Annotated in this window: 16 protein-coding genes; 7 read left to right on the forward strand and 9 right to left on the reverse strand. The window is 36.6% G+C overall.

Annotated features, from left to right (window positions below; all coding sequences use genetic code 11):
- Positions 1-461: 461 nt before the first annotated feature.
- Positions 462-812, reverse strand: a complete 351-nt coding sequence (locus A994_RS03725; RefSeq protein ID WP_004029950.1) for a hypothetical protein — start codon at positions 810-812, stop codon at positions 462-464.
- A gap of 527 nt (positions 813-1,339) precedes the next feature.
- On the opposite strand from A994_RS03725, the gene A994_RS03730 reads away from it, so the two are divergent.
- A complete protein-coding gene (locus A994_RS03730) occupies positions 1,340-2,350 on the forward strand; it encodes a Fic family protein (protein ID WP_004029951.1) in 1,011 nt (336 codons plus the stop codon).
- Between the two features lie 84 nt (positions 2,351-2,434).
- Here A994_RS03730 and A994_RS03735 read toward each other — a convergent pair whose 3' ends face one another.
- Both A994_RS03735 and A994_RS03740 read right to left on the reverse strand, forming a co-directional pair.
- Entirely contained in the window at positions 2,435-2,785 is a 351-nt protein-coding gene (locus A994_RS03735; RefSeq protein ID WP_004029952.1) for a hypothetical protein, read from the reverse strand.
- Positions 2,786-2,913: 128 nt separating this feature from the next.
- Positions 2,914-3,549 carry a SatD family protein gene (locus A994_RS03740; protein ID WP_004029953.1) on the reverse strand — a complete coding sequence of 212 codons (636 nt, stop codon included), beginning with the start codon at positions 3,547-3,549 and terminating at the stop codon, positions 2,914-2,916.
- Positions 3,550-3,711: 162 nt separating this feature from the next.
- Between A994_RS03740 and A994_RS03745 the strand changes: the two genes are divergently transcribed.
- Entirely contained in the window at positions 3,712-5,478 is a 1,767-nt protein-coding gene (locus A994_RS03745; RefSeq protein WP_004029954.1) for a helicase C-terminal domain-containing protein, read from the forward strand.
- A 12-nt stretch (positions 5,479-5,490) separates the two neighbouring features.
- On the opposite strand, the gene A994_RS03750 is transcribed toward A994_RS03745, so the two are convergent.
- Positions 5,491-6,357 (reverse strand): hypothetical protein, encoded by an 867-nt coding sequence (locus tag A994_RS03750; protein WP_004029955.1) that lies wholly within the window; start codon positions 6,355-6,357, stop codon positions 5,491-5,493.
- Between the two features lie 342 nt (positions 6,358-6,699).
- Between A994_RS03750 and A994_RS03755 the strand changes: the two genes are divergently transcribed.
- Positions 6,700-7,692 (forward strand): nuclease-related domain-containing protein, encoded by a 993-nt coding sequence (locus tag A994_RS03755; RefSeq protein WP_004029956.1) that lies wholly within the window; start codon positions 6,700-6,702, stop codon positions 7,690-7,692.
- Positions 7,693-7,960: 268 nt separating this feature from the next.
- Here the strand turns inward: A994_RS03755 and A994_RS03760 are convergent, their stop codons facing one another.
- Complete coding sequence (locus tag A994_RS03760; protein WP_004029957.1) at positions 7,961-8,752, reverse strand: PIG-L family deacetylase; 792 nt, start codon at positions 8,750-8,752, stop codon at positions 7,961-7,963.
- A 244-nt stretch (positions 8,753-8,996) separates the two neighbouring features.
- Here A994_RS03760 and A994_RS03765 point away from each other — a divergent pair, with 244 nt between their 5' ends.
- The gene (locus tag A994_RS03765; RefSeq protein ID WP_004029958.1) at positions 8,997-9,935 is read left to right on the forward strand and encodes a flavodoxin domain-containing protein; all 939 of its coding nucleotides are present in this window, start codon (positions 8,997-8,999) and stop codon (positions 9,933-9,935) included.
- 98 nt (positions 9,936-10,033) lie between these two features.
- Positions 10,034-10,516, forward strand: coding sequence for a flavodoxin family protein (locus A994_RS03770; protein ID WP_004029959.1), 483 nt, complete (start codon positions 10,034-10,036; stop codon positions 10,514-10,516).
- A gap of 186 nt (positions 10,517-10,702) precedes the next feature.
- On the opposite strand, the gene A994_RS03775 is transcribed toward A994_RS03770, so the two are convergent.
- Positions 10,703-11,461, reverse strand: a complete 759-nt coding sequence (locus A994_RS03775; RefSeq protein WP_004029960.1) for a peptidoglycan-binding domain-containing protein — start codon at positions 11,459-11,461, stop codon at positions 10,703-10,705.
- A 616-nt stretch (positions 11,462-12,077) separates the two neighbouring features.
- A complete protein-coding gene (locus A994_RS03780) occupies positions 12,078-13,799 on the reverse strand; it encodes a UvrD-helicase domain-containing protein (protein ID WP_004029961.1) in 1,722 nt (573 codons plus the stop codon).
- Between the two features lie 239 nt (positions 13,800-14,038).
- Here A994_RS03780 and A994_RS03785 point away from each other — a divergent pair, with 239 nt between their 5' ends.
- A complete protein-coding gene (locus tag A994_RS03785) occupies positions 14,039-14,479 on the forward strand; it encodes an Hsp20/alpha crystallin family protein (protein ID WP_004029962.1) in 441 nt (146 codons plus the stop codon).
- A gap of 126 nt (positions 14,480-14,605) precedes the next feature.
- Here the strand turns inward: A994_RS03785 and A994_RS03790 are convergent, their stop codons facing one another.
- Together A994_RS03790 and A994_RS03795 are read right to left on the reverse strand one after the other, a co-directional pair.
- Positions 14,606-15,190, reverse strand: a complete 585-nt coding sequence (locus tag A994_RS03790) for a hypothetical protein (protein ID WP_004029963.1) — start codon at positions 15,188-15,190, stop codon at positions 14,606-14,608.
- 333 nt (positions 15,191-15,523) lie between these two features.
- Positions 15,524-16,966: an MFS transporter gene (locus A994_RS03795; protein WP_081580324.1), complete on the reverse strand. Its 1,443-nt coding sequence runs from the start codon at positions 16,964-16,966 to the stop codon at positions 15,524-15,526.
- A gap of 430 nt (positions 16,967-17,396) precedes the next feature.
- Between A994_RS03795 and A994_RS03800 the strand changes: the two genes are divergently transcribed.
- Positions 17,397-17,936, forward strand: coding sequence for a phospholipase D-like domain-containing protein (locus A994_RS03800; protein WP_004029965.1), 540 nt, complete (start codon positions 17,397-17,399; stop codon positions 17,934-17,936).
- Positions 17,937-18,035: the final 99 nt, after the last annotated feature.

An 18,035-nucleotide genomic window follows, 5' to 3' on the forward strand; every position in this document is an offset into this window, starting at 1 on the left:
TGAAATAATTGAAGAAAATAATACGTACTTCTTTTAGATTATAAGCACCATGACAGGTATATTAATTGCCGAAATTTCCGAAAAAGCATTACTAAGAATGTATGTCACTTAAAATCAGTCCCACCTCACTAAATCTGGTCAGGTAACCCTTCAATCATTTTGTTGATGCCTGAATCTCACTGACCATATATTTCGTTAAAAATAGTGATTAGCAATTAATCTATTCCTGGGTTTAGAAGTATGATTTCCCTTAATAAATCAATAGTTATTCCTTTTGGAGGTGTTCCAGGGTTCCCTATTTCCATAGTACTGTCAAATATTCTAACCTAAACATTTCCTGATGGTCGGTAGTCCGGTGACAGATCTAATAAATGAAAATAAAATACTTACAATAAGATCCATGAAAACTTCCTGGCACCCTCCTTGGCTTAGAAAGTTCAAAAGAACAATTAAGGGGCTGATTAAGCTACTTTTTTAATACTTGAAGAAATAACCGATTCACCCTCATGTAAGTCATCTTCACCAGAGAGTTGTTTGCTTATTTCTATTTCTGCAAGCTCCTTCTGGAAGGTCATTAAGGCATGGGTTGTTTTTGATTCCTGGTTGAGAGTGTAAAGTTGTGCACTGCCAATTTTACGTGTAGGTTTAATTATCTGATAGGTTTCCAGTTCATCCAGTAATGTGTAAAGTGTGCGTCTGGAGATTCCAGAAGCTTCAGAGAGATCTTTTTTGGTGTACTCAGACCAGGGATGGGTGATCAATATTTCTATAACTCTAACTCTTGGATAGTCTCCCAAAATTTCACTTAGCATATAGTCACCTCACTCTGTTTACATATTAGTCACTGAATGTATATATAATAACCAATATATTTATTATTAAATATAATTAAAATATTATTATAGTTGATTTTGAGACTGAAATCTTATTTAATTTACTCTGGATGGGATATGTTGGGGGGAGACACACCTCGGAAGATAATGTTATCAAGAATTTTCCTCGTGACGAACGAAAAAAGGCAAAAAAGGCCTTGAAAAATGTTATAATAAAGGATATCTCATACTTAAACCAACACATTATGGTCAGGAAGTAAGTATCAATCCTCGTATGTTAAAAGAAATTCGAAAAATGCCGGGAATAAATGAAATGGAAAAAGAGTATAGTATTTAACTTTAATTTTATTATTTCATAACAGATAATTCATTCATTGTAAAAATCTGAGGTAGTCATAAAGGAGTCAAATATTTATAATAAAAAATACAAATAGTAGTCATGAAAGTAGTCGAATATATAGATCGATTGTTAAATTAAACAAAAAATTTCCAAGGATTTTGAAAAAATGTTCAATCCATGTTTCACATATAACCACGAATTGGTAAATAAACTGCTTGAAATTAATTCCATAAGGGATTTTATTGTCAATGCACCGGTTGTACTGGAAATGGAATTGTCACTAAAAAAAGATGCGCTTCTAAAATCTGCACATCACTCCACTGCAATTGAAGGTAATCCCTTATCCTTAAATCAGGTGGATAAACTGTCTAAGGGAATCAAAATTCAGGGACAGAAGAGGGCTATGCAGGAAGTTCTAAACTATCTGAATGTGCTTAAAAGTATGGATAGTTATATTGAAGACGGGAAAATTACTAAAAAGTGCGTTTTAAAGCTTCATGAGAATATAACTCATTACACTCTGGAATATACTTATCTTGAAGGCCAGTACAGGAGCGAACCGGTTTATGTTGTAAACCAGGAGGGTGATGTTGTTTTTACTCCTCCTAATGCCAATCTGGTACAGGGCCAAATGGAGGACCTCCTGGAATGGATCAATAACTCATCTGGCAAATTAAATGCAGTTATTTCTGCAGGTATAATTCATTATGAATTTGTAAGAATACATCCCTTCGTAGATGGTAATGGAAGAACTTCAAGGGCACTTGCTGCGATCTACCTGTACCTGAGGGGATTTGATGTTGATTTTACTCTGGATGAATACTACAACAGCAACAGACAGGCATACTACCACGCCCTGAACTCGGTTGATCAAAAGACTCAGGATCTAACTGATTGGCTCTTATATTTCCTGGAAGGATTTTTAATTTCTTTACGTGAGATTAAGGACAGGATAATGTTATTTCCCTCAGGTGCACCACAGAAAATAAGATTAACAGAAAAAATGTTGAAAATCTTAGAATACCTGCAATTAAACGGCAGCATCACTAACTCAGAGGTCCAGAAGCTCTTAAATATCTCTCGTCAGGGAGCTTATAAAGATTTACGGAGTTTAATGGATAAGGGTATTATAGAGAAGAAGGGTGGAAGCCGGTCCACCTATTACATCTTAAAGTAGTCAAATAAGTAGTCGTTTAAGTTGTCGAATGTTAAATTGAGTTAATATTATGATTTATTTTAATATTTATTATTTGTTCAATCATTAAAAAGAAATGTTTCCAAAGATTAATTTAAATATAACACCCACTACCAGGGCAATAGTGATACTGGTAAAGGTCCCCAGTAAGTAATATTCAGCAAAGTCCCTGTCATTTAACTCACGGAATCTTGCAATGGACTTAGCAGCGAATATAATAGAAATAGCTGCATATTGATTTGTCAAAACAAAAGTAAAAATAAGTATTCTTTCAAAAATACCAATTAAAGTCCCGGCTCCCTTAATACCACTATTTTCAATCTTCGAGCTATATGGTTTAAGGAATATTTTTATGGCTATTCCCAAAATTGAAACCAGTGAATATCCTAAAATCAAAATAATAAGTTGTATAACCATTGAATCATCTTTATTAGCGTATCAACACTCAATTTTTGTTGGACAATCAATATGAAGTGATCCTTATTGGGATCAATATGAAAATTGATCCATATTAGGATCAATATGCGAATTGAACATTATTGGGATCACCTCAATGAATCATCTATAGTTTGAAATTCTTTTAGTAGTACCTGTTCTCCATATTTAATTAAAGTGTAATTACCAACTTCTAAAGTCTTATAAATATTGCGAACATTAATTTCAAATTCACTGGCAGCCAGTTCAATAGCCTGTCTATTTTCACCATGTTTTCGGTAAAATAATATAATTTCAATGCGTCTTTGACTCCAACTCCAAATAATTTCTAATATAAAATTAAACAAACATTCCATTAAGTCATTATTGTTAAAATGGCTTTTAAATCCTATCCATCTTCTGTTCTTCTTGGTGATTAATAAAGCTTCAGAAGAAAAGTGAAATGTTTCTCCATCAATTTCCTGAACATAATCACTTAAACTGGTAGAAATAGAACCAATTCCCACCCCTAAATAGAAAGGATGATTGATTTTTTCTAAAAGGGAAAAATAAATATCAAAAAGGATATCCAGTTGCGTAATCATTCCCTGAAAACCATCTCCACCTATAATTTTAAAGTCAGATACCACATATTCACTATAAGTAGAATTAATATACTCAATAGCTTCTTTTAACCTTTGCTGAGATGTATTACGGTTTTCAATTTTTTTAGAAGATTTCAAATCACCAGTTAGAACTATGTACATGATATTCACTTTTTAAGGTACTGATTACTTACTGCGGATTCCTTTGTATTAAAATTTAATACCTTTTTCATATATATAAATTTACATTATATGGGGGACTGTAAACTACCGAAAATATTTAATTATCCACTGTTTAAAAACAACATTATTATGAGAGGTTAAATGCCACTTAAATGCCAAGAATGTGGGGAAATACTCAAAAAAGGGTTAATTATCTGCCCGGAATGTGGTCGTAGGGGTGTTTTTGTTAAAGATAACACCGTAGACACATACTCTGCTCTTATAGAGAATTTCCCCTCCTGGATGACTCCCCGCCCCCAGCAAGAAACCATCCTGAAGAAAATAGCCCAGGGACTGGATGAGGGCTATCATTACATCCTCCTGGATGCAGGTACAGGGATAGGTAAATCTGCCATTGCCGTGACCCTGGCCAATTACTTCTCCTCGGCGTATCTCGTGACCATCACCAAACAGCTACAGGACCAGTACTATAATGACTTCAAGTTCCAGGTTTTAAAGGGCAGGAATAACTTTGACTGCATTGAGGGTATGGTTTTCAAGAACACCACCTGTGATGATGGTCTCTGCCAGACAGCAGACTTAGTCTGTGACCATGGAATAAGCAGTAAAGGAGAATCACTATGCTTCTATGACCTGCGGGGCCAACCATGGTACTTCAATAGTGACAACCCCTGCCATTACTGGTTACAAAAAGGTAAATCAGTACAGTCACCTATCACCTTAATGAATTACTCCTCATTTTTCCCGGAAATGAATTACATGGACCACTTTGGAGAAAGGGTCCTGGCAGTCTTTGATGAGGTGCATAACATGGAAAACCAGGTCATGGACCAGTTAAGCCTGGAGTTATCCAATAAAATCCTGAAAAAGGATTTTGATGAATACATGGATAGGTTAAGGGAAATTGACGAGTTAAATACCATCCCCCAGTTAAGTGAGGATGATTTAACTGAGGATGTTGATTTCTGGAAAGAACACATTGCCAAATTTAACGATGCCTACAAATCCATACTCAAAGTTCCGGATGTACCATTAAAAAAGCGTAAATCTGTCCACCGGACTATTAACCGGTTATCAATGGTTGAAAGTGAGCTGGAGGATCATCCCAGGGAGTGGGTGATTGAGGCCAACCAGAAAGCAAAGATGGTTACCTTCAAACCAGTAGAGGTCAGCCGTTTTGTGCAAAGGTACCTCTTAAGCCATACTGATTACTGTCTCCTGATGAGTGCCACCATCCTCAGTAAGGATCACTTCTGCAAGTGGCATGGAATCAACCCTGAAGATGCATTGTATATCCAGGTTAAGAGCCCTTTTAAAATAGAAAACAGGCCTATTTATCTTAAAACCACTGGTAGAATGTCCAGTAAATTTATTGACCAATCCAAACCCCTCTCTATTTCCGCCCTTAAAAATATCCTGGAAAAACACCCTGAAGATAAGGGCTTGATACATACCCACAGTCATAAGCTGGCCACCTACATCAGTGAAAACCTACAAGATCCACGTATAATCATTTACAGCCCTCAAAGTAACAGGAGACGAAGCCCAAAAAGGGAGGTGGTTATCAGGAAATTTATTGAATCCGACAAACCATTGGTACTGGTGGCTCCCAGTGTGGATGAAGGAGTTGATTTCCCTGATGACCTGTGCCGTTTCCAGATTATATATAAAATGCCATTCCCCTACTTGGGGGATAAACAGATCATGACCCGGATGAGGAGGGATGGGTACTGGTATGCCTATAAGACTGTGGCCAGTTTAGTACAGGCTTATGGTCGTGGTATGAGAAACGAGGATGATTACTGTGATACCTATATCCTGGACCAGGATATTTATGGTGTTATGCGTGATAGATGGCGTAAATGTTTGTATTTCATCCCGGAATATTTTGAAGAAGCTATTGTTTGATTCATTAAATAATTACCAAAGTAACATATCATCCCGTTTTTTAAGACTCTCCTCATAAAACTTCAAATCCACTTCCATCCAGTTTAAATTTACCCCGGCTATCACCTCCGGGGATGGACTTTGACCACGTTTTTCAGCTTCTGTCAATATCCTATTTCCTATTTCTCCCAGATCCCTGGCCAGGGGTAAAGGTTCTCCACGGTAATTACCAGATTCAATTGCCCTATCCATTCTTAAAAGATTCTCACTCCAAACCATAAGAAAGTACAGTTCACTGTCTAATTTGAGTAGCTTACTTACTTCAATCACTTCATCCACACTGGATATTTTATTTTTAACCTGGACAGATATCTCAGAAGACAGTTCTTCTGCCCTTTCAGAGTCACCACCCTCAGAGTATAATTTGCGAAACTCAGACTGCAACAGGGCAATTTCATCCAGAAAATCACTATCGGGGAGGTTTTCAAGGTCACGTTCCAGTAAATCCAGATTTATCCATTCTCTAACATTAGAATCAGGGGCCCTGATACCACTTTTAATGGTGGCTGAATTAAGAGTCTTTAAGGGTTCACCACCCAGTATCTGCCTGTTTTCATTTACAAATTCAAGAACCACATCCTCATTGAAGGTATCAATGCCCACAAGGGAACAGATATTGCCCCGGGAGGTGTTGAGATTTTCTTCTGCAAGTTCTAGATCAGTTATTAGATGATTTTTGATCTTTTCCATAATCTGAGCTAATTCTGCCTCAGATATAGAATCTTTAGAAACCAGACTCTCAAGCTCAACAGTGAGTTTCAAATCTGGATATTCTTGCAAGTTTTTTATGATTTCATTTAAGGCTTCTTTGGTTGATTGAGTTTTTTTAGTTTCATCCATTAAAAAAACACTCCTGTAGTAAAAACTCTCATTAATAGTAAAAAACACTTCTGTAGTAAAAATTCTCATTAATAGTTGAAGATGTTACTCGTCTAACTTAATACAATCAATTGTATCATAACATATTATCTCCCATATAATCATAAAAACTTCTATCATGACGATATTATCCCCTATATAATTATAAAAATAGAATTGAAAAGCTTTAAATTTTTCCGGTGATTTGTGTAAATATAATCATCTAACTGATAGTAAAATGGAATTTTTATAAACAAGTTATCCCTTATTAAAAATATCCAATTAAACTAGGGATTATTTACTAAAATTAAAGGGTAGAAAACAATGTCATACCTGGTCTGCTATAAATGTGATGTCTACTATGAAGTGGAAACTGAGGAAGAAATCAGGGGGCTAACCCACTGTGAGTGTGGTGAAAAACTCTATTTTTTTGAAAATTTAGAAGATTCATACGGTGATGTGGACAGTGAAGCTATTTATGAAGCTTTAAGTGAAGTAGATGACGCATTTATTGATTTAGAAGAAACCAGTGCCACCAAACCAGGTGAAATTAACAATGGACAGGGGCGGGAAAAATTAGCCAATGGGAAAACTTACACCCAGAAGAAGGCATCACAGTATGAACAGATCCAGGATCATGGACAGTTACTGACTTATGCTGGGGTTATAATCTTTATCATATCCTTCCTGGCATTACTAACTACACTTAATTTTATTTACTTAATATCTACCCTGGCCGGGGTTTTACTATCAGTTTATGGTAACAACCTCATCAATAAAGGCAAAGAGGAAGGTTATAGCTGGCAAAAGGGGAATAAGGGTGAAATAATAGTTGCAGACTGCCTGGATACATTGCCTGAAGATTACTTCGTCTTCAATGATGTGAAGTTACCAGGAAAAGGGGGTAACATCGACCACATAGTTATTGGACCCACAGGTATCTACGTTATTGAAACCAAAAACTACACTGGAAAGTACCGTATAAAGGGCAACCAGTGGTTTTACTATAAAAATGGACATCCTACAGAAATAAAAAAGAACCCTGGAACCCAGGTCCGTAAAAACACCCAGGATCTCATTAACTTCCTTAACCAAAAAGATATTTCAACCCGTGGTTCGTGGGTCACTGGCCTGGTGGCATTGATCTGTCCCGATTTCAGGGTACAGGAGACACCCCAAAACTACCGGGTTCTCCTACCCAAAACTGTCCCTGAATATATCATGAATGGTAAGAAAGAAACCAACACAGAATTACTGGGTAAAGCAGCCATGGCACTGGAGCCTTACTCTGTGGAACTTACATTCACACGCGGATAAATTCAATAATTCGTAAAGTGTCCATTACCACTTTGAAATTTAAATAATTATATTAAAGGTAGAATTAATTAAAACTACAGTAAGAATTAGTAAAAATGCAATTAAAAATGTTTTTTCTCGTTTGTACATTTTATCGCCTTTATTGTTTTATTAAATTTATCCATTTTTAATTTCTTTAGATTAATCCCAGTATTGCCATCAAAACATTCCAGAAATCTTCTAATTAGCTCTAATAGTCTTATTTTGTTTAATAAAAAATTTTTAGTGGTTAATTTATGTAATACATTCTTTCTGGACTGCTACTGTATAAACCATCACTGTAAGGATAGAAAATTTTATGGATGGTGTTAATGTTGTAGTACACCTGGAATGCGCTCAATTTTTTGGAAGTGTATTGACTTACATCTTCATCGGTGGTGTTATTGGTTAGGGCCAGTGATGCGGGTCTGGATGCGTGATAGTAATAGATGGGGAACTCCCTGTACTCCAGGTTGGGGTATTTCATCTCCATCATTAACATGCCCTGGTAACAGGCCATGTGGTCACTGTTACCATCCCCTGTAACAGTGTAGAAAACAGTGCATCCCTGGTTCAGGTAGAGATCTTCCATGGTGGTGAATACCTCGGCAGCAGTTAATGTACCATCATCATATCCCTGTATATTGTAATCATCACAACCATAAATGGTCATTACCCTTTTAAACGAATCTTCTCTTATCAATTTTTTAGTGTAGCTGGATGATGAATTTGCAGGAATATCAATTTTATAGTAATTAGTTACATTTAGTAAGGTTGCACCCTGCCCATCACCGGATGCCATTAGTTCAAAATGGATTTTGGTTCCATTGGCCATGAGTTTCCCAATGGTTCCACCAGCACCAATGGTCTCATCATCTGGGTGGGGGATAATAAATGCCACTTTCTCGGCAGATGAAGATGTATTGGTCCCGTTTTGTGTTCCATTGGTTTGTGAAGTATCACTGGCTGAAAGTACGGGGAATAATGTAATTAATAACAGGAGTGGTATGGTTATAAAAAGAATGTGAAATGTTCTTTTCATTTTCTAACCCCATTACATTGATTTTCAGCCGGCTTATTAGAATGAATTAATGATATTTTCATTATTTAACATATAATACGATATTTAAAGTATTTATTCCATATTTACGCCCATTCACACCCAATTCTTTCCCGGATGTTTTTTTAAAAAAAGTACACATTAAAAACAAAAATATATTTACACTAAACCTTTAAAGAGAATGATATAAAAAAAAGTTTTAGTGGCTTTTTTGGAGGGGAAAAACATGCAAAGAACTCTTTTAATCTATGAAAGTAAGTATGGGGCAACTGAAAAGATAGTTAAATATTTAACACCCATTCTGGGTCCTGCTAACTACTGCACCACAGACCAGTTCACTGATTCATATAAAGATTTTGACTTTTTCGTTATTGGATCTGGAGTCTATAGTGGTAAACTGGACCCTGAAATATATGATTTTGTTGATAATAACCGGGACTGGTTAAAAGATAAGCCTGTAGCTCTTTTCTCTGTATCCCTCAGTCTTAAAGATGGGGATGAAAATCTTAAGAATCTTTCAAAAATCATAGGTAGTACAGTCAACCTGAAATCCCTTGGTGTTACTTTAACCCTCAGTGATTTAAGTGATGAAGATTCCTATGCACTGGATATTTTCAGTCAAAAAGTTGGTTTTCCATTAAAGGACATGGATAACTTCAACCTGGAAGAAGTCACCAATTATGCCCTGGAACTTAAAGAAATTAAGGAAAGTTTAATATCCCCGGCTCCTCAAACCAGAAAATTCATTGAAGAGTTCTTAACCAGCCATAATACCTGCACCCTTTCCACCGGTTACCAGAACAGGGTCAGATCCACCCCAATAGAATACAACTACTTCAATGGTTACATTTACCTTTTGAGTGAAGGTGGAGAGAAATTTGCCAATCTCCCCCTTAACAACCAGGTCTCGGTGGCGGTTTATGAGGACTACACTGGATTTTTTAACCTGGCGGGTATGCAGATAACCGGTACATCCGAGATAATCAGTGAAGGTAGCCCGGAATATGAGGATGTTCTCCGGATGAAAGGGCTGAAAATTGATTTTATAAAGCGTAACCCTGTTAAAATGAATATGATAAAGATCACCATTGGTAAGGTTGAATTTCTTTATTCAGAGTTTAAAAAGCTGGGTTATGAAGCAAAACAAATTCAAAACTTTAAATAAACCTATCCCAACGGATTTTTAATTTAATTCCCATAGATTTAATTTAATTCCCGATGATTTAATTTAATTATGATGGATAATCTTAAAGCAGTGGTTAAATGAAAATAATGATTGCATATTACTCATGGCAGGGACATACCCGCAAGGTGGTTGAAGCACTGGCAGCGAAGTTAGGTGCTGAAACTGAAAGGATTGAACCCGTCAAACAATCTAGCATGGCCACCAAGGCCATGAAAGCATACTTTTCTTTAAAATCTGATATTAATCCATGCAGAACCGATCTAAGTGATTTGGATCATCTTATTGTTGCCACTCCAGTCTGGGCTGATCACCCCACTCCTTATGTGATGAAATACATTTCCCTGCTAACCAACACCAGTGAAAAGACTTTCTCAATCCTGGTGGAAATGGGAGGTAGGGGAGCTGATATAACAATAAAGAAGGTTAGAAAAGCATTGGAGAAAAAAGGCATGAAGTTTGTAGCATCTGCAGTGACTGTAGAACGAGATGTTGATGATGATAACTTTGAATCAACAATAACTGATATGGCTGATTTAATTAAAAATATAAGTATAGTTTAGATAATTTTTTTAAAATATCAAATCTTTGATAATATTCTATACTTGATAATAAACTATCTTGATAATAAACTATCTTGATAATAAACTATCTTGAAAATAAAAAGTATAATGGAAAATAAAAAATAAGTAATTTTCAACAGTTATTTGCATAAACTGTTGATTATAGCTTAGTTTCTAATTATAAGCTTAATTACTAGCGATTACTGTTGCAGAATCATCGTGAGCAGTAGGTTGACCTACCCATGCCTGGCCAGAGTAATCAGCATCAACCCAGCTGTTACCATTCCAGACCTCAACAGACCGGTGGTTGTTAACGTAGCTGTTTGCGTACTGAACAATCCGAGCTCTTTGACCGGATGAAGTTAACTGACTGTACATTGCATTACTTACATCCCAGCAGTCACCACTGTAACCACTGCTACTGTAGCTTCGAACAGTAGTTGCATAGGTCTTTTTAGAAGATGTTGAAGTTTTTGAGCCCGTTGTACTGACAGTACTGCTATCTTCACCAGCTGCAGCCTGAACCTGAGCTACATGTTTATCCCATGTTTCCATAGCTTTGGTAGTGTCGTTACCCACAATACCGTCAACTATTAATCCGGATTCTGTCTGGAAATCCCTGACCGCTTTATCAGTGTTAGCACCGAAGTCACCATCAATATTTCCGGAGTAATATCCGTAATCAGTTAACCATTGCTGGATTTGCTTGACCTTGTCACCAGAGGCGCCAAGTTTCATTATTTGTGATTGGTTAGTAGAATTATTAGTTCCCAGAACTTTTGTTGTGTTCTCTCCGAAGGGTTTATTGTTCTGAAGCACATTTTCTGCTGCTTTCACATCAGCACCAGTAACTCCTATCTGAAAACCATTAGAAGAATTTCCTTTATTTAAATTTGTATTTTGGCCATCGACAGCTCCCACAATAGGGACTACTGCGATAACCATGCTTAACATGCATAGAATAGCATAGCTAGAATGTCTATTAATTATATCGCCTCCACGCCCCGAAAATTAGATTTTTTTTAAGGACTCATCTTGACTTAACTAACATGGAAACAACTTCCCTTATAAAGGTATGGAATTTTTTTCAAAAAAAAGGAGACGAGAGACTGTTTTTATGAATTTAAGACCCATTTTAGGATTATCGCTTTAACTGACTACGGATAAGCTGGTTGCGTTACTATTTTTAGCATATGAACTCATTTTAAAGTTCATTTCCCTTGAATAAGGACATTCTATTCTTTTCTATCACTGAATTTCTTTTTATTACACAGTCTAAAAAATAATGAATAGGGCGTTATTTATATAAAGAACCCATAATCACAGAATTTAATCATAATAAACGAGAACATGGGTTAATGTAATTTAAGTGGTTTTAAGGTCTTTTCTCTTCAAATAAGAAAAATTGATATTTTAAAATAATTTTAACACTTTTAGAATCATGAATATAGAATCTCATAAGTCCCATTATTAAACCTGAATTAATTAAAAAAATTATTTACCACAAGTGTCTGGAAAATGTCAGAAATATATAATTCATATTGAAGGTCATCATTCGGATTTATATATTAATATCATCCCCAAATCCACGGTACCGGTCATTGCAATTTAAAACAATCAAATTCTGAAGTGTACGCGTCATGGCGGTGTAAACCACTGAATCCAAGTTTTTATGGCCACCATTCCAGTGTTCAGGTATTAAAAGAATAACATTAGGTGATTCCCAACCTTTAAATTGGTGTATTGTACTTATCTTTAGTCGTTCATCGGTTATGGAGGAGATTTTTTTATTACGCCACCTGGATTCATTTCTGGTAAGGAATACATGGTCACAGGGTATGGAATAATTATCGAAAAATTCCACCAGTTCGGTTCCCATATGATTTTTGGGAAGGAGTATCACAATCTGTGATGGTTTAAACCTCTTTTTCGAATGCCTCATCTGGTGATTGAATGTCTTATAAGCTTCATAAACATTAATAAGCCATTCTTTTGCCAGAATATTTTCCCATCTAAAAAAAGATGAACGATCATTAAAAAGTAAGGCCTGTTCATTATCAAATTGCACTGATGAGGTTAATCCAAACTCTTTGCTGAATTTATTGGCCAGCTTAGATATCTTCCCGGGCAAACGGTGGATGGTGTTAAGCTCGGACCACCTGCCACGGAACTGGACATTTTCCATCTTACCATCAATCCAGGATAATTCACGCCCGTATATATTCTGCTTCTCATCACAAACCAGAAAAAGCTCATTCCGATTATTTAAAAACTTCGACAGGAAATTATACCACTCCCAACTGTAATCCTGTCCTTCATCAATTAATATGGCGTCGTATTTGAATTTTTCAAGGATTTTACTCATAATGGGGTTTTCCATTATTTTCTTAAGTTCCCCTTCCAGTACCGTAACAATATTATCAAACCGGGATGGTGTGGTCAAAGATAATTCATTTAACAGGTCCTTGCAGAATCCATGGAAGTGTCTGAAGGTGATGTTGGACCAGTTGAAATTGTAGGGACTGTCATTTATCATTTCTTTAATGAAATACCATAAATTACGATTGTAGGTAACTACCAAGACTCTTTTATTTTGGGCAGCTAGTTTAGCTGCCCTGTGAGCTAATACCAGTGTTTTACCACTACCAGCTGCACCACGGAGCCTGCGGTGTCCTGGTTTAGGTATGGTGAGTTGTTTTTGTTGTGGTGTAAATTCAATGCCAGTTCTCCTGTCACGGTGGTTGGCTGGATTCAACCATTTTTCCAGTTTTTCAGCCCATTCTGGATTCATAAACCGGTCTTTTCGAAAGTCATAGCCCGGGACAATCAAATAAAGACTATCTTCATCCAGGTCATCATATCCTACCACTGTAAGGTAAGGGTACTCTTCATAGAGAACCTGTGCCGGGTAACTTTCCATATTGTGCAAGTATATGCCGATTTTAAATATTACAAATCTTCTCTGGTCTTCATCCAATTGTTCACTGATTTCCGGCACCAGCTCCTGGATTAATTTGTTGCGATAGTAGTCAAGCTGCTTTTTATTGGCCTCTGCTGTGTTGCTGTCCTGATCATCACCTATAACCTTGTAGATCATGAGCCCACCTTCCGGGTTCAAAAGAACAACATCAGGGTTGGAACCGTTATAAAAAGGACGCCAGTAAATTTTCCAGTAATCTGGTAAGTTATCATCTAAAAAATGAAGAAATGTGAATTCCCCTTCATTTAAAGGTTCTTGCAATCTTTCGAGTTTCTCCCATGATGGAAATAACCTTCCCTCCAATATATAAACCCCCAAATATATTAATCAGTCATTTGGATGTAACTGTGCTACAGAATTATTATTACATAACTTTTATATAAAAATTATTACTAATTTATCTAACTATCCAAAAAAAGGGAGTGGTGAAAAATTTAATTATTAACAATAACATAAAATCTATGTGCATATAAGAAGGTTTATGAAGGATGCCTCGTTCTGGAGTGCATACGAAAAATTAAAATAAAAAGGGGGAATTTGGAATGAATGAGAAGAAAGGTGTGGACACCATGTTCAATGACATGATTAAAACCATTAAGGAAAAACAGGTGGATCTGGACAATGCCATTGCCGAGTACACTGGTGCACCGGTTAAACCAGCCATGGATGTCATGGAAACTGAAGATGATATCACTGTTAAAACTGATCTACCTGGCTTTAATCGTGAAGACATAAAAATCGACCTCACCGAGGACACCCTTGAAATCACCGCTGATTTTTCTAAACAAACCGAAGAAGAAGGTGAAGAAGAGGGAGTAACCTTCCACCGGAAAGAAAGACGGTTTGGATCAGCTGCCAGGACTTACATACTCCCAGCCAAGGTAAAAATTGATGATGTCACCGCCCAGTTCAAAGATGGAGTTCTCACGGTAACCATGCCCAAACTGGAGAAGAAGGAAACCTTCAATGTCAAGATCGATTAGATTATTTAACTACCCTTCTTTCTTAAAAAAAACAGATTGCATTTAATATCCGTGAAACCACTTTAAATAATTATTTAGTACGAAATTAGGTCATTATTAAGTGGGGTTCTATCAATTTAAGTTTGTTCATTTTTTTATTCCCACTAGTGGGTTGCCTTTTTCAATTAAGTTCAGTGTTATCTCCTCAAATTCATCCCAGAGTCCTGGTGCTTCTTCATGGAAACGATTGGATCGAGAAACTTTTGATAGTTTAACTCCACTGGAAGCATAAGTACTGTTATACTCCCTGTCTTTAGCATCTAAATCTATTAATTTAGAATAAATAGATTTAAGAAGCTCTAAACAATTGTTAAATGATGATATGGAAATAATTTCCTTATCAATGAATGTTATTGGTAAAAAAGAGGCCTGTTTTCTCCACATCAAATCATTCCATGATGGCATTGGCATTTTAATCAGCCAATGTGCAAGTGTGATCTTTAATTCCCCCTCCTCAACATCATCTTCTTCAAGTTTGTTTAATTTAAACCAGAAATCCTTTAATAATTCCATATTCCTTTCATTTTCAAGGGAAATTAAGGTACGAGTTGAATTAATTTTCCTTCTCTTAGACCTTCTATCCCTGCGAAGATTACTTATCTCACTTGATGCAAGCCCCATAATTACTCCTAAAATGGTGGATATTATGGGAATATATCCTGTAATATTCAACGTAAAAATCAGCTCCTTAAATAATTTTTTATATAAATACTCTATTTTCCTTGAAATACTCAAAAATTCATTGAAATACTCAAAGCGAATTTAATTCCTTAACTAAAATTTAAATTCATTCACTAAATATAATCCAATGAATAGTTAAATTGATTTTCTTTATAAAAGAATAAATAAATAAAAATTGGACAATAATTAGGATGTCAACATTTTTTTAATGTACGAATCAGAATCTAATGGACTTTTTAAGTAGATTCAGTACTTTATCAATATTTTTTGTACTTCTTAATTAATTTCTGTACATTTCCAGTAGTTTCTGTGGTTTCAAATCAATTAGTGATCCCTGTTCATCACCAGCATTATACTGCTTATGGTGCCTATTAGTTTCTTTTCTGCGCGGATGGTTTTGGCCACTGCCACCTTTTCATATTTAACCAGGGATTCTTTCTTATGTTTAAGCCCGGCAATTGATATTATGGCCATGCCCACACTTAAAAGAGCCCCAAATAATACTACCAAGTGCAGTCCAGTGGTGAGATCTGCTGCTGCAGCCCCGTAAAGCTGACTGGCCTGCATTAGCTCTGGTGAAATTGCAAGGTGAATTAAAAGCCCGGCATAGCAAACTGCAAAGACCATACCCAGATTTCTGGTGGTGGCAATAATACCCGATGCCACACCAGCCTTTTCAGATGGTAACTGGGACATCAATGCCCGGTTGGTTGGTGACTGGAATAGTGCTGCTCCCAGTCCCAGAAGGGCCAGTCTGATGAAAACATCCCCTGCAGTGGAGTTCACAGTTAACTGGGTCATGGAAATTAAGGCCACGGCTGATACGGCACCACCCAGAAAAGCCGGAACACGAGAGCCGAATTTATCGGCTAACATTCCACTTAAGGGTGATACTGTCATCATTACAACTGGTGAAGCTGTTAACACCAGACCGGTGGTGAACTGATCCAGGTGGAGGACTTTCTGCAGGTAGAATGGCACTGCAAAGAACATCATGTACATGCAGAGGTAGTTAAAGTGGAGACTTATATTAAAGGCACTGAAGGTCTTCTTCTTGAAGAGTTTAAGGTCTAAAACCGGGTTTTCACTTCGAAGTTCCTGGTAGATGAATAACACTAAACTTATCAGGGCCATGGCTCCAGTGATGGTGGCAGTACTGTAACTGGCCACTTCTACCATGTTCAGTGTGTAAACTGTTAAAAACAGGCACACAAACTGCAGCACTGTTCCGGGTATATCCCATTTAACCGTGCTTTTCTGGCTGCGTTTTAAGATGGTATAACAGAAGATGAAGTCCAGAATTCCCACAGGTAGGTTCACCAGGAATATGGATCTCCATCCCAGAAATCCAGATAATATTCCTCCAATTGCAGGACCCAGTGCTAGACCAGCAGCTATAGCAACTGCGTATATCCCCAGAGCTCTTCCCAGCATGTGGGAGGGGAAAGATTTTCTAACCAGGGCCATGGACACACTGATCATCATGGCTGCTGCCATTCCCTGCAGGCCACGGAAAATGATGAGTGATTCAATGGAGGGTGATAGACTACAAAGCAGTGAAGTACTGACAAATCCAAGTAGACCTGCCAGGTAAACTCTTTCCTGACCCCAGAAGTCTCCCAGCCTGGAGAAAAATAGTACAAATCCCAGGAGTGTGATGAGATAGCTGGTTAAAACCCACTGGACAGTAGACAGGCCCACTCCAAAGTATACTGAAATGGTGGGTAGGGATACATTGATGATGCTGGCGTTGATGGGAACCATCATGGTTCCCAGAGATAGTGCTAACAGGATCTGCCATTTTTTTTCAAAACCAGAAATGGTATCATGACCTGAAAATGGGATTTAAAGAATAAGTTTTGGATAATCCCTGATTTCCATTGGGTATTCTCATTTCTACAGTTAAAAAAAACCTGCTAAAATATTCTAAAAAGTTTTGTTGCGTTTTATTAATATTAGAATTATATTTACTGGTAAATTTCAATTAAAAATACACCTTCATAATACACTATTAGTACACTATTAAATAAGTTGGTCATCACTTATAAAGGTTGTTAATTAGTTCATGTTGAATCTTTTTTCATATACAACCCGGAGTTGTATTTATTACACCTGTTTTATATTAAATGAGTTGCAGTAAATTATATTATAAGAATATTTCTTAATATTTTAAGAATTAGTTTTATGGGTGTGTTAAATGAACTTGGAAGAATTGTCTCAAATTACTGAGTTGAAACTCCTGGGGATGGGTCAGGCCCTGCCCCACATCCTGCAGAGCATCTCAATGGCAAAACAAAGCATATTGATAGTTGGGCCCTGGCTTGATTCTTATTTTACAGGTGAAATCATTAATTCATTAACCTCCCCTGAAATAAAGTTAAGATTTATTGTCCGTATAGATAAGGATGACTCTATTGATGGAAAGACCCTTTCTGCCCTTAACTTAGCCCGTGAAAAAATCAACGACTTCCAGGCACGAACCCTCCCTAACCTCCACTCCAAAGTTATTCTAATTGATCAGGAAATATTCTACATGGGCAGTACTAACTGGTACTGGTACAGCCTCCATGAATCACTGGAAGTTACTTTAACCGGTGAAACATCCATTATACCAAATATAATCACCCAAATGAATAGTTACTGGGATAAAGCTACTCCCTTAACCCTGGATGATTTGAAGGATTACCATGATCTTGAACCAATTATGAAGGATATTAATGGATGGTTTTTAAAGTAAAGACAGATGAGTGTCGAAAATTATATAAAAAAGACGTTAATAGAATGAATAATTAAATTCGGATGAATAAAGTAAATTGGACGAGTAAGGGAAATTAAG

The sequence above is a fragment of the Methanobacterium formicicum DSM 3637 genome (assembly GCF_000302455.1).
GTDB classification, from domain to species: Archaea; Methanobacteriota; Methanobacteria; order Methanobacteriales; family Methanobacteriaceae; genus Methanobacterium; species Methanobacterium formicicum_A.